This is a genomic window from Paraburkholderia dioscoreae (genome assembly GCF_902459535.1).
Taxonomy (GTDB): Bacteria; Pseudomonadota; Gammaproteobacteria; order Burkholderiales; family Burkholderiaceae; genus Paraburkholderia; species Paraburkholderia dioscoreae.
Genome location: NZ_LR699557.1, coordinates 13,694 through 26,151 on the forward strand (window position 1 = coordinate 13,694; position 12,458 = coordinate 26,151).

Genomic DNA, 12,458 nt, shown 5'->3' on the forward strand with positions numbered 1-12,458 from the left:
GGAGCGGAGCCAAAGGCGGTTCTCTCGCGCTAAGCCAGGTGCGCTGCGGTTTCGATCTGCGCTTCGGTGACAAACCGCGACGCGAAATTCTTCGACGTCCCTGAGATCATCAGCGTCTCGCGCGCGCGGGTCATCGCGACGTAGAACAGCCGCCGCTCTTCGGGTTCAGTTGATTTGGCGTCGGGGACGATGGTGTCTTCTGACCGCGCGATCCAGACGTGATCCCACTCAAGCCCCTTCGAACTGTGCATCGTCGTCAGGACCAACGCGTCCGGTGCGGGCTCGTTGTTGTCCTGCCGAAGGAACAGCAGCCGCTCGGCGAAGGTGCCATTCAGTCGTGAGAGCACGTCATAGGTCGCCTGAATGGTGCGGATGCCGTTTTCCTTTTTCGTGTACTTGAGCAGCCACTCGTTCACGCCGGACAGCACCAACGAATAGAACTTCCGCTCGCAGAGCCCGCGCCACTCGGCAAGCCGCTTCATGAATTCGCGGTAGTTCGTCGCTACGTCTTCCGGCATGCCGAGTTCAACGAGCTCCGCCCGCGGCTTCTGGACAAGTTCCGCGCCCATGCTTGCGTGCAGCGCACGGAGATGGTCCGCATGCAGGCCCGAGTGCGCCAGTACAGCGTCAAGACCGGTCGCCTTCACGCCCTCGATGATTTCCAGCAGATTGCACAGCAGCGCGCCTTCAGGACGATTGAGGACCGATGCGCCTGACGCGCGGTGATACTTGACGCCATACGAGCGGCAGACGGCCTCGAGGGGGTCAAGAATACGGTTGGTGCGCGCGAGCACCGCGCAGGTTTTTCCATTGCGCAGCAGCGGCGCCAGCGCCTCGATGGCGGCCTCGGCTTCCATGTATTCGTCGGCGTGGCGGGAAGCCTCGACCCGGCCGCCGACGCCTTTCTCCGCCCGCAGCACCTTCGGGATGCGGTCCGGATTGTTGCGAATCACTCTGTCAGCCGCCGCGAGGATCTCGGCGCGGCACCGATAGTTGCTCCCGAGCACGACCGGTTTGGCCTCAAATTCCTTGATGAATGATTCCATGCCCCGGTAGCCGAGTGCCTCGCGGAACGCGTAGATGCTCTGATCGTCGTCGCCCACGACCGTCACGATCGAGCCAGCCTTCGCATGAAGCTCGATCCACCGGTACTGCAGCGGGTCAGTGTCCTGGAACTCGTCGACGAGCAGGTAGGCGAACGGGTACGGCAGGATGGTGCCGTTCTGCATGCCCTCAACGGCGAGCCGCAGCATGTCCTGAAAATCGATCTTGCCGTTGCGCGCCAGCGCTTCCTGATAGGCGCTGTACAACTGGCCGTCGGCGCTGTTGACATCGCACCGGCCGAAATTCGTCTTGATCTTCTCGATCGTCGGGATGACGTCCTCGGCCTTTCCTTCAAGCCCAAGGTCCTGCATGACGCGGATCAGCAGTCCCAGCCTGTCGCCATCGCTCGCAATGTCGAGCGAGCGGCCGCCGAGGCGCTGAAGCTGCTTGTACGCGAGTGAATGGAACGTGCCTGCGATCAGGCGCTTTTTCACCGCCTTGCCTGCCACCGTCAGAATCCGCTCGCGCAGCTCGACAGCCGCATCTTTCGAGAACGTCACCGCGCCCACGACCGCCGCGCCTTCCTGCAGGAGCAGCGCGGCCTTGGTGGCGATCGTCTTTGTCTTGCCCGCGCCAGGGCATGCAATCGCCACGCAGTTCTGGCGCAACTGGGCGACTTCCCGCTGCTGCGGATTGAGTTCGTCCAGCATGCTGCCTCCTTACAGGCCGCGGACCGTGGTCATCAGGCGCAGGTGCGTCATGTACCCGCGAACGCCGAGCGGATTCACCTTCTTCAGGAAGCGCACGGTTTCGTCATCGACGTCGGACTGATCGCGAATGCCGTTCCAGACCATGAAGTCAAAATGATCCATCGCACGGTCGAACTTCATGATCGCGGTCAGCACCCGCATCGAGAAGCGCGAATACACCTCGACCTGCATGTCCAGGGCGGGCATCGGGATCGTCGGCTCGAACACGAATTCGCCTGCGTCGCGGAGCTCGGCTTCCTTCTGCTCGCGGTAGCCGCCGGCCACGCGCACCGCCTCGTCGACATACTCCTCGATCGACTTGATCTGCTTTTCGAAAAAGCTGTTCACAGCATTCTTGTCGTCCGCGCCGAACGTTGAATCACCAAAACGCTGCATGTTCACGCTCATGCGGTTCAGGTACGGCCACCATTGCTCGAAGAGCGGCTTCAGGCGGGTGTGATTCAGGCGGACCTGTGCGGCGACCACTGCAGCGCCCGAAAGCTGACGCTCCATCAACTGCCGGCCGATCTCACGGCGACGCTTGATGATGGAGATACGCTCGCTCGCAGGAAGATCCCGGAACGCCTTGCGGGTCTTCGCTACTTCGGCGCGCTTCATGTTGGCGTCGTCGGGCGAGATGACACCCTCTTTCTGCAGACGGTCGGCGTCCGCTTCCATCTGACTCAGTTCACGCTCGATCTCGCCTTCGCCTTCTTCGGCGCCATCAAGCCTTGGCTCGTGGTCGGCATGTGAAGCTTGCGCGTGTACGCTCGCATCGGACGCTGCCAGAGCGCCTGCCGTTTCAGCTTTGTCGAGTTCGGTTTCTGCCACAGTGCTCATGCGCGTTTCTCCCAGGTCGGACCAGTGTCCGTTTGATCGTTGGTAATTGGGTGCGCGCCACGCGTCCCCACAGCACAATTGTTGCGGCGTGGCGGGGCGCGAAACTCCCGAAACACGCGTTATTTCAGACGGCTTTTAAGGCGAAGCCCAGCTTTCGGCCACAGACAACAGGCGACAGGAGACATCCGCCTGCTAGCGGATTAGCAGTCGAGCGGACTGAACGCTGAAATGGGAGGGAAAACGCTGAAAGCAGGTCGGAAACCCCGACCTGCTTCTCGGAGAATTTACCGTGCCGACTGGAACGACTCGGCGGCCTTCCAGAGCAGTGCGCCAAGCAGCGCGGCAACCACCAGCCAGTAGCCAGCAAGAACCGGCACCGGCACGAGCAGCACGCCGAACAGCGTGCCCGTCACGATCAGCAGCCCGTGGCCTGCGAGGTGGAAAGAAAGCGGGCTGACGAACCCGGCCGCGGCTGCCTTGATCTTCCTGCGCGCAGTACCGTCGATGAACATACCAAGCGCGAAGCACAATGTGCCCACGATCCACATCTTCATCACCATCGCACGGAACATCGCCCTGTACGCGAGCAGCCAGAAGTTTTCGGTCCACGTGTGGGCGAAGGTTGACATGCCGCCGTCGTTGAGGCCGCCGACATTGCTGGACGCCGCCAGCGTGCGATGAAGGAGGCCGTTGTCCACGAACGACCTCTTGAACAGCTCGTTAGCCGCGCGTACCGCTGCGTCGGCCCTGTCCTGTCCGACCGACGCGACAAGGGACTCAGTCTCGACGTCCGGCACCTCGAACAGTTTCCTGTCCGGTATCGCGGGCATTACAGCGATCGACAGGACGGGCACAAGCAGGAACCAGACTTTCAGGTGCGATCCGAACCGGCTAGCCATGGATCAGCCTCACGACGGCAAGAAGCGGGATCGCGGTTATCGCGAGCATTCCCCCCCAGAACAGCTGCGGGCGGTTCACTGCGATGGAAGCAAGTGCGTAGCACCGGGCACCCGCACCCCAGGTGAACTCTTCTGGCGGCGTCGCGTCCGGCTCGTCAAACGCGCTCGCAGTGTTGAGCGCGCGCCGGGCCATGTCCGAATCAACCCGCGACAACTTCGCTATTATCGTAACGGTGAGCGACATCGTATTCCTCAAAGTAGCGACGGAACGCCTCGCCCTGCAACACGCGCGAGGCCAGTTGGAAAGCTGCGGTGCGCTCGGTAATGTGTTCCGGGCAGCGCTCATCGACCATTTCCAGCTCGCTGTTCTGATGCCGCTCTTCAAATGCCGGAATAGGCTCGAGCATGGGCGACCAGACGCTGACCTTGTCACCCCGGCGGGCCACATAACGACGCGCATAGAGCGACTTGGCCGGCTCAAACAGTCCCTGCATGAAAGCCACGTGCTGGTCCCCCGTGCGCTTAGCCCGCTTGAAACTTGCCAGCGCCGACTCGATCATTTCTGCCGCAAGCGGCCCTGAGTCTCCAACGAAGCGCTCGCCAATGAAATCGGCAACCCGCGAGCATGCAAGCTCCAGATCCGGCGCAACGTTGAACACGGGAATCAGCTTGTGCGAGAGCTTGTGATCGCGAATGATGTTTTTGAAAACAGCGGACATATTGTGTAGTTCAGCCTTCGATAATAGGAATTCGGCCCTGGTAGACGGCACCGCCGGAGATGCGCATGAAATATTGCAGGTTCGGCAAACGATGAATCAGCGGCATGGGAATCAGTGGCACCTTCTCAAGCTGAAGCGTGCGTGACTGGGATCCACTGAATTCCATTGCATGCGACTCGGTCGTGGTGTTCGTGCTATTCGAGATGTTTACAACCCGAATCGCTGTCTCCCCCACCTTGTCCGAGAACCACTTGGCGGTATCGCTATCTTCAAGTCTAAGGATGACCTGGTTGTTCAGGTTGCCCAAAACCTGCAGCATTTTGGCGGCGTTTCCGAGTTTGGCTTCGAGGTCGGCACGCGCCTGGAATGCGACAAACGCCTTGAATCCCGCGCCCCGTCCCTTGTTCAGGATCTGGATCACCTGTTCGTTGATCGCTTCGGCAATCTCGTCAATGATCAGAACGACATCAGGCTTTTCCGCGTAAAAGTTGTAGATTGAGCCGCAGACCGCCGCGACGTCCGACAGCGCCATCGAAGCAATCGCTTTCTGGACGATGTTGTTCGAGAGCGAGTCAAGGCCCATGTACAGCACGGCCTTCTGCTTGATGATCTTGTCGATGTCCCAGATCTCGCGCTCGTCCTCGAAATCGTCCGCCTTTGGCGCGAGCATCAGCCCCGTCTCGCCGGTGGCAAGCATCTGTAGCAGCGGGAGCGCAGACGCGATGATCCGCATGTAGTGCTCGCGGTCGTGCGTGTGCGTAGCAATCAGCCCGTCGATGGTTTCGTGTCCGCGGTCGTGCGCAGCGAACCGGTCCATGTAGAGCTTGGCCATTCCGTCGACAAGCGAAACGTCGTTCTTTCGAACCGAGTCCTTGACCGTCTGCGCGACCGTCAACTCCTCCCAGTTCGGCAGTCCGTTTTCGAGAAAGAAGCGACGCAGCGAGCGATCCAGCAAAGTGCCGATGCCGGACTGCGCGTATTTCAGGATCGAGCGCAGATTCGGCTTGTCGCCCACGTACAGCTCGCCCTTCACCGCGCGGTCAATGAACAGGAACGCGAAGTCGCGGAAGGGCCCCTCTTCCATCAGCTGAGCGATGCGCGACGGGATTTCCGACGGCTGCGACCAGTTCTCAAGGGGGTTCAGGCGGATCGACTCGTGCGGCTTGGCCTGATTGAAGTACAGGAATTTGCGACCGGCGCGTGCGCACTCCTTCTCGACACGCTTTTTCCACTCGTCGTCGTTTTTAGGGTCAACGATGATGAGCACGTCTTTGGGGTTGTGGATAACCTGCGTCGAGATCACTTCGTAGGTGCGCGTCTTGCCTGCACCGGTCGTGCCGCCGACGAGCGTGTGACCGCCCATCGCCTTGTAGTGAAACGGCACGCGGACCTTTTTCGGCTCCATGCCGTGAATCCATGAGGAACCCTGCGGCATGCGATCACGGATACTGTCGTTCGGTGCGAACAGACGTTCGATACGCGCTTCGGTCTTTCGACCCAAGTCCGTCTTGTTCAGCCATTTCGGCAACGACGGAATGTCCGTCACGGGCATACGAAGGATGTCGTGCGCGATCTGCGTGTGCTTCTGGGTCCACTCGAAGCCTGTCCCCAGATACATCGAGTCCTCGCGCTCGCGCATCTTGCGCTGCAACTCCAGCAGCTTGCCAATGTGAATCTTGCTAAGCCACTTCGTTGAGATCGCCATGCGGAAGCTGAGCGCCCGCCACACCTGAACCGCACGAACAGCCAGCATCGCGAAACATGCCAGCGCGAACGCCCATCCATAGGGCATGCCCGATACGAAGATGCCCACGATTGCGACCGGCCAGACGATCAGCGGCCGGAATTCGTAGATAGGCCGGAAATGGTTGATGTAGTTCATGCCGCGGGCCGCTCCATAATCAGGCGACCAGCACGTTCAACGATGCAGATGTCGTTGCCGGCCGCGCGCAGAAGAAGCGTGCGCTTCCTCAGCTGCTCAACGAGGGTGTCACTCGTTATTCCGTAGCCGCCGATCAGACGCTTCTGCACGGCCAGCCCCTTTTCCTCCCACGTCACCTTGGCTTTCCCTGCTGCAACGTCGCCGGCGAGCGCGCGGAAGAACTCCCGCAGCATCGCCGAGCCCGGGCCCAGGATCTCCGTTAGCTCCTCCTCCGTTGGTCCGGTACGCGTTTGCCGCGCGGCTGACGGCGTTCCCCCCGCCATCCGTGAAGGGTCAACCGCAGGCGCTGCTGTCACGGCAGGTTCAACGGGTCCAGTCGCGGCCGCGGTGGCGGCCTGGGCTTCGCTGCGCTCCAACGCATCGAGCAACGACTGGGAAAGCTGTGGGCCGCCCGGCACCGCGCCGGATGCGGGAGCAGCGGCCGGTGCTGGCGGTGACGCCGCCGGCTGTGCGCCAGGGGAAGTGGCTACCTCAGCCGCCGCCGCGGACGTTGCGACCGCTGCGCCCGCCTGATCCGGTGGCGCCGCAACAGGTGCGACCTGCGGCTGAAGTTCCAGCGCGACGTGCACTGCCGACGGCACATCAAACTTCACAGGGGCGAAGACCCCGCGCTGCGCCTTTCGCTCGAATTCGACCGAGACATCCATCGCCTGGCGCACCACCTTGTGCACCAGCGCTTCGAAGCCCTGCGGACTTTTTTCCGGATTGATGGCACCGAAGAGATCGGCCAGCACGGCGTTATCAAGCCCCGACAGCAGTTCGGGCGTGATAACGGTCTGCGCGAACATTGCAGTACGCATGCGCTCGCCTTTCAGCGGGGCGGGTCGACGGTGGACTACGTAGTCGCCGTCGCCGATCCAGTTCCCGAAAGCGCCATGTGCCGCTGGGCTCCATGGCGTGCGGTCGGCAACACGCACAAACTCGAAGTGCCGGCATGGCTCGTCGAGCGACGAACTGGCTGCAGCAAGGAACACCGCATAGATGTATTGCGGCTCCAGCCTGCGGCGTTTGTCCGACGTCATGTCGGCGGCGAACTTTTGCCCGCCCGCGAGGCGCATCGCGTAGAAGGTCGATTCGATGGTCGCGCGGAAAGCGCCACCCGGCTCCGCGTGCAACTCTGGCGTAAGCGGCATGGACGAAAACCACGCGGCGCACCGCCGAAGGACCGAAAGCCATTTCCGCTCGAACTCAGCTTCCGTGCTCTCATTGGCGCACTGCCGTACGAGCTCGATGCGCTTCGCGTGGGTATTCAGCAAGTCGTTCACCACAGCCGGGCGATGGGAGGCTGTCATGGGATAAAGCTCCGTGCGAGCTTGAGCGCCCCTGTGCCCGTCGCGCCAGCGCCGCTACCAAACATACCAGCGAGCTTCGGAATTTCAAACGACAGCAGCAGAATGAAAACGGCAAGATCGAAAGCGTAGGCGCCGGTCGACGTGGCGCCACTGACATTCGTGGCCTTTTGTACCGCGGTTGCGATATTGGCACCCATCAGCCTGATCAGGACCGCGACCATGACAATGTACATGCCGGAATGGATCATCCAGTCGAGCCATTTCATGAAGTAGTTTCGTGTGTAGCTCGAAAATCCAAGCGCGATCGCGATCGGTCCCAGAACGATCCCCACTGCCGCCTGAATCTGGCCGACAGCGCTGTAGTAGGCAAAGACGATCGAGGCGATCAGTACGACGACGAACGCAAGGAACAGTCCGATAGCATCGACCACAGTCCCCGTCAGATCCGTAAGGAGCTTGATGCTGACGAAGCGGGTCTTCACGGCATCGAACATCGTGCCGGCCAGGGTTGCCATCTGTGCCGGAATGCTGTTACTGGACCCGCCCGATATGTGCGTCGCAAGCTGCTCGAACCAGGTCCAGAACCCGGCAGCTGACGTGGAATAGCCCAGATACAGCGCGACGAAGATGCCCAGCACTGCCACTTCTTCAAACAGGTTGACCCATGCCGAGATGGGATGATGCGTGCCCGAAAAGCGGACGCCGAGGAGGACAAGCGATATGACGCCCAGCCCCCACGCAAACTTGTTCGCTTCGTCCATCACGCTTGCGCTAGCCGTCACAGCAGCGGGAATGATGCCTCCAAGCAGGGTCTGAATCTGGCTGACCGCGTCGGTCGAGCCTTTCCCGAAGTCCCCGTCGGCGCTTGTCAGAGGCTTCGCACTCGTCGACGATCCCGTAGCTGGGGAACCGGTAGACAGCGTTGAGCCGTCCGGAAGGGTCATGTTGTCGTCTGCGAACGCAGCGGGCTCTGCCAGTGTGGTGACGAGCAGGCAGACCATGACCGACAGCCAGCGCAGCCGCTTGAGAGAAAAAATGGCCACGGTTCACTGCCCCAGTACTTTGGACGAACCTATCGTCGCGTTGTAGGTCGCGCGCTGTTGATCCAGTTGAGCCTGCAACGCCGACCTGGCAGTGTTGTTTGCCTGGTCGCTCGACGCTGTTTGCGCCTTAGTCACGCTATCTGCCTGCTGCTTGGAGGCCATCATCTGCAACATGTCGCTGTTCTGGCTCGCGACGATATCCAGTAGGTGCGTCGTGAGTTGCGCTGTCGCTTCCGCAGTCGGCGACATGTTCAGCTGGTCCTGGATTTCCTGACGGCGCTTGGCAAGGGTGCTCACGTGCGAAATGACGTCGTTGCCCATCTGGAACATCTGCTTGGCCGTCTGGTCGTTGTTGCTGATGAGCGTGCTCTGATCAGAAAACCACTGCGCGGGCGTCTTGCCGGACTGCGTGATCAGCGCCTGCACCTTCGTCGCATACTCAGCGTTGGATTGCAGACCACCATACAGGGACTTCAGCGTGTCGGTGTACTTGGTCAGGCTGGTGATGTCATTGGTGATCGAGGTCGCCTGCGCGAGCATCGCGGAGGGGTTCAGGTTGGTCGCCTGCTTCAACTGGTTCAGCATCATCTGATACTGATAGACCAGGTTGGTGTCCTGGTACACCTCGCCCTTGACCGCGCCGATTGCAGTCATCGTGTTCTGGATCAGGTTGGTCGGATCGATGACGGCAAGCTGTGCGTAGGCCTGTGACATAAGACCGAGGGTCAGCGCGGCCGTCGCCGTCGCGGTGCGGAGCAGTGTTTTGATCATGGTGAGTATTTCCAGGAGTAAGACTGACGTTATGCGTTTGCGAGGACGTCACGCACGTATGCGTCCTGCCAGTTGTCGACGCCCGACTTCACGTGCTTGTCGAGAATCGCCTGAGCGCGACCGTCCGAGCGCAGATAGGCAAGCGATTCCTTCGGAAAGCTCGCCTGCAGCATGCGCGTCTGCGTCGACGTCACCCACAGGTAGTCGCGATTGGGCACCGCGTTCGAGATCATCCTGATCTGGTGCTCGGTCAGACCGAAAATCTCCCGATACAGAGTCTGGTTGTTGATCGCGTCGCTGTTGGGAAGGTAGATGATGTTCGGGATGTTCTCCTTCATGATCTCGAAGTTGGCCACCCGCGCAAGCTGGCCGAGCGACTGCGTTGCCATAAGCAACGCCGCATTCAGCTTACGGATGGTCACAGCCCAGATTTCGAGCCGTGCATAGAACTTCGGGTAGGTGAAGAAGAACCCGGCCTCTTCGATCTCGATGACGGTATAGCGCTTGCCGTCGAGAATCTGCGCGATCCGGTAGAACGCGTAGTCCATGAACAGCGCGGCGGCCACCGGGAAATTCTGGAACAGGTCTCCCATCTCGATTGACAGGTCATCGGAAAGCGAAAAGCCGTCGTCTACGTGATCGAAGAACCGACCGTTTTTCTGCCCTTCGGTCCAGACGGCCAGCCGCTCGCGGAGATCGTCTGGCAGCAGGGTAATCAGGCCCGTCAGCCGCCACTTTTCGCGCCCATAGGCTTTCGCAAGGGTACGGATGCGCTCGAAGATAATTGTTTCCTGCTGGGGGGTGCAGGTGTAATCCTCGCCCTCGATGACGAGCTTTACCCACTCTGCCACATACGACCAGTGTTTCTCGTCCCCGATCAGGGAGAGCGGGTTGACCGACGTTGCCGCCTCAAAACGACCGGTCGCGTCGATGAACTTCCCTCCGCCGAGCAGCGTCGGGATACGGGTCGAGCGGTCCTTGTCGAAGCGGATGCGACGCGCGCCGTGCCGGCCGGTTTGTGACATCAGATAATTGAGTAGCACCGACTTACCGGCGCCGATCGGGCCAACCACGAGCGTATGGGCTTTGCCGCCGGGGTGGTGCAGATCGACGTTCTGTAGCGTTCGATGACGCGTGGGTAGACACGTCAGCGGTCCCGTCTTTTTGCCGGACTGCTGTGTCAGCCATTCATTGAGCGTTGAACCCTCGCCCACGCTGCACAACGGCGCAATGTCCGAGACGGCGGGCGTCTCAACGAATTGCAGGCGCTTTTGCTGGTCCCAGCGCCCGGGCAACGTCGAACTCCACGCGGCGAAAAGGTTGTCTTTCTCGGCAATCACCCCGAAGCCTGCATTGCCAATAACACCGACGACCTGGCGCGTCGCGTCTTCACATTCTTCGGGCGTGTTGCCGTAGACGATGATCGAAATGTTCGCGAAACCATACTGCTGGCCTTCTGCCTCCAGCTTGGCAAGCGCCTCGCTCGCCTCCTTCGCCAGTTGCTCACGGCCTTCGTCGTTTTTCTGCTCTTCCTTCGTGGCCCACTGCTTGATGATCGCGACCGGGTTGAACGCGGCAGCCTTGTAGAAGCCGCGGATCTTGCGGATGTACGCGCTCGCGCGCGAGGTGTCGAGGAAGCGGAACATCACACAAACGTCGAGTTCCGCATCGACCTGCGACAGCACATCGAGAGCCGCTTCCTGGAAGCCCATCCATTCCTTGACGCCTATAATTCGCGCGTAGACCTTGCCGTGAGCCGACTCAAACATCAGCTGCTCGGCGCCAATGGTTACCTGCGTCTCGGTCAGATGCGTGTCCAGCATCGTGACCGGATAGCGCATGCGACGCTTCGGCGTGCCCGGATTTGCACGCTGATGCAGGAACGACAGGGCGTTCTGCAGTTGGAGCCTTTTCATTTTCAGGCGGGTCACACCGCCCGTGAAGCCGTCGATGACCGCTTCGAAGCGCTTGATCTCGTTTTGCAGCTTGGTGAGGTCAAAGACAAAGGCGCTCCGGGCAAGCAGCATGTCCTTGGCGGCCTCAAACATCGCGACGGCTACGTTCTTTCCGCCAACCGTCATGTGATAGCCGATCTTGTCGAAAACACGCGACAGGCCCGTCTCCGGTGTGAACGCGAGTGCGAGCGAATGGGAGTTGCGGAAATACTTGCCGCTGCCAATGTTCTCCTGATTGATCGCATCGACGCGCGCATCCGCCTCATTCACGAACTCGCCTTCGACTCCGCCCCGGATACGTCGGTGCGAGACCCGCCACCATGCGGTGACACGGTGGTCGAAGTTCCGGCATGCGTGATCGAGGTTGTCCCGCGCGGCCGTAATGTCGCCTGGGTTCGGTGTGTCCGCGTCGATGCCATCAAACTCGAAAACGGTGACCAGCGAGCCGTCCTTGTCGAGCACAAGCTCAGGCGTGACGAGCGTCATCCACGGCGCAATTTCCTGCACCGCGCGCTTGCTAAAAGTGCCTATTAGCATGAAAGGTCCTGATCGAAACCGTAGGGGCGTTTGAAGCGCGCACTGAACTTGCCGTGAGGCTCAGGCGCATACACGTCGGGGTAGCGGTTATAGATGAGCATCACCATCCGCCACCACGGATCTTTCGAACTACGCCACCGAAGGTAGAAGTGGGCGACGACGCCAAGCGCGAGGAACGACGGCGTCCAGCTCGTGTACGTGAGCAGTGCCGTCAGGGTGCCGTTGAGAATCGCCAGCATCCGGTCTGCCCCGCCCATCTGACGGGGCAACGAGAGCCCGCGGCTGACCTTGTGCTGGCGCATATCAGCAGGCGACGGTCATGTGGAAGTGATCGCGCATGATCGGCACGGCGACCGATGCGATACCCAGGCCGATCAGCACGACCGAGAACGTCTTGGCGATATTGCTCTCCGAATTTGCGACGGCGACGCCACCGAGCGTAATCAGCACAATGCCGATACCGTAGAGATAGGGGCCGCTGATGAGGTTGCTGATCGTGCAGATGATGTCCGTCAGGCCGGTGAGCGACGCATAATCGCCCGCGGCCATCGCTGCGGCGGACGCCACGCTCAACAGCGCGCCGACGATGAGTGGCTTGCCCGGTCGCAGCTTCTTCGCGACCGTTGCGGCTGTGCTGAAAAACTTTCCTTGCTTCATTTCCTGCTCC

Annotated in this window: 12 protein-coding genes; all 12 read right to left on the reverse strand. The window is 60.8% G+C overall.

All coding sequences use genetic code 11. The features are described 5' to 3' along the window. Positions 1–29: 29 nt before the first annotated feature. On the reverse strand, positions 30–1,754 hold the full coding sequence (locus tag PDMSB3_RS37330; protein WP_165190325.1) for an ATP-dependent helicase: 1,725 nt from the start codon (positions 1,752–1,754) through the stop codon (positions 30–32). Between the two features lie 9 nt (positions 1,755–1,763). Further along, positions 1,764–2,633 carry an ATPase gene (locus PDMSB3_RS37335; RefSeq protein WP_165190326.1) on the reverse strand — a complete coding sequence of 290 codons (870 nt, stop codon included), beginning with the start codon at positions 2,631–2,633 and terminating at the stop codon, positions 1,764–1,766. 284 nt (positions 2,634–2,917) lie between these two features. Then, complete coding sequence (locus PDMSB3_RS37340; protein WP_165190327.1) at positions 2,918–3,532, reverse strand: DUF4400 domain-containing protein; 615 nt, start codon at positions 3,530–3,532, stop codon at positions 2,918–2,920. Continuing rightward, complete coding sequence (locus PDMSB3_RS37345; protein WP_232064489.1) at positions 3,525–3,776, reverse strand: hypothetical protein; 252 nt, start codon at positions 3,774–3,776, stop codon at positions 3,525–3,527. Before PDMSB3_RS37345 ends, PDMSB3_RS37340 begins: the two co-directional genes overlap by 8 nt. After that, the gene (locus PDMSB3_RS37350; protein ID WP_090812843.1) at positions 3,733–4,251 is read right to left on the reverse strand and encodes a hypothetical protein; all 519 of its coding nucleotides are present in this window, start codon (positions 4,249–4,251) and stop codon (positions 3,733–3,735) included. The genes PDMSB3_RS37345 and PDMSB3_RS37350 overlap by 44 nt, the downstream gene beginning before the upstream one ends. Positions 4,252–4,261: 10 nt before the next feature. After that, positions 4,262–6,133, reverse strand: coding sequence for a conjugative transfer system coupling protein TraD (traD, locus tag PDMSB3_RS37355; RefSeq protein ID WP_165190328.1), 1,872 nt, complete (start codon positions 6,131–6,133; stop codon positions 4,262–4,264). Continuing rightward, complete coding sequence (locus PDMSB3_RS37360; RefSeq protein ID WP_165190329.1) at positions 6,130–7,485, reverse strand: TraI domain-containing protein; 1,356 nt, start codon at positions 7,483–7,485, stop codon at positions 6,130–6,132. Before PDMSB3_RS37360 ends, traD begins: the two co-directional genes overlap by 4 nt. Then, entirely contained in the window at positions 7,482–8,528 is a 1,047-nt protein-coding gene (locus PDMSB3_RS37365; protein WP_165190331.1) for a type IV secretion system protein, read from the reverse strand. The genes PDMSB3_RS37360 and PDMSB3_RS37365 overlap by 4 nt, the downstream gene beginning before the upstream one ends. Before the next feature lie 3 nt (positions 8,529–8,531). Continuing rightward, positions 8,532–9,299 (reverse strand): type VI secretion protein, encoded by a 768-nt coding sequence (locus PDMSB3_RS37370; RefSeq protein ID WP_165190333.1) that lies wholly within the window; start codon positions 9,297–9,299, stop codon positions 8,532–8,534. 29 nt (positions 9,300–9,328) lie between these two features. Next, a complete protein-coding gene (locus PDMSB3_RS37375) occupies positions 9,329–11,791 on the reverse strand; it encodes a VirB4 family type IV secretion system protein (RefSeq protein ID WP_165190335.1) in 2,463 nt (820 codons plus the stop codon). Beyond that, positions 11,785–12,093 carry a VirB3 family type IV secretion system protein gene (locus tag PDMSB3_RS37380; RefSeq protein WP_165190337.1) on the reverse strand — a complete coding sequence of 103 codons (309 nt, stop codon included), beginning with the start codon at positions 12,091–12,093 and terminating at the stop codon, positions 11,785–11,787. The genes PDMSB3_RS37375 and PDMSB3_RS37380 overlap by 7 nt, the downstream gene beginning before the upstream one ends. A gap of 1 nt (position 12,094) precedes the next feature. Then, positions 12,095–12,448 (reverse strand): conjugal transfer protein TrbC, encoded by a 354-nt coding sequence (locus PDMSB3_RS37385; RefSeq protein WP_165190339.1) that lies wholly within the window; start codon positions 12,446–12,448, stop codon positions 12,095–12,097. Positions 12,449–12,458: the final 10 nt, after the last annotated feature.

Bases quoted from the DNA above. Each gene is read 5' to 3' on its own strand.
- PDMSB3_RS37340 (WP_165190327.1), bottom strand. From the start codon at position 3,532: ATGGCTAGCCGGTTCGGATCGCACCTGAAAGTCTGGTTCCTGCTTGTG.
- PDMSB3_RS37360 (WP_165190329.1), bottom strand. From the start codon at position 7,485: ATGACAGCCTCCCATCGCCCGGCTGTGGTGAACGACTTGCTGAATACC.
- PDMSB3_RS37335 (WP_165190326.1), bottom strand. From the start codon at position 2,633: ATGAGCACTGTGGCAGAAACCGAACTCGACAAAGCTGAAACGGCAGGC.
- PDMSB3_RS37330 (WP_165190325.1), bottom strand. From the start codon at position 1,754: ATGCTGGACGAACTCAATCCGCAGCAGCGGGAAGTCGCCCAGTTGCGC.
- PDMSB3_RS37350 (WP_090812843.1), bottom strand. From the start codon at position 4,251: ATGTCCGCTGTTTTCAAAAACATCATTCGCGATCACAAGCTCTCGCAC.
- PDMSB3_RS37345 (WP_232064489.1), bottom strand. From the start codon at position 3,776: ATGTCGCTCACCGTTACGATAATAGCGAAGTTGTCGCGGGTTGATTCG.
- PDMSB3_RS37370 (WP_165190333.1), bottom strand. From the start codon at position 9,299: ATGATCAAAACACTGCTCCGCACCGCGACGGCGACGGCCGCGCTGACC.
- PDMSB3_RS37380 (WP_165190337.1), bottom strand. From the start codon at position 12,093: ATGCGCCAGCACAAGGTCAGCCGCGGGCTCTCGTTGCCCCGTCAGATG.
- PDMSB3_RS37375 (WP_165190335.1), bottom strand. From the start codon at position 11,791: ATGCTAATAGGCACTTTTAGCAAGCGCGCGGTGCAGGAAATTGCGCCG.
- traD (WP_165190328.1), bottom strand. From the start codon at position 6,133: ATGAACTACATCAACCATTTCCGGCCTATCTACGAATTCCGGCCGCTG.
- PDMSB3_RS37385 (WP_165190339.1), bottom strand. From the start codon at position 12,448: ATGAAGCAAGGAAAGTTTTTCAGCACAGCCGCAACGGTCGCGAAGAAG.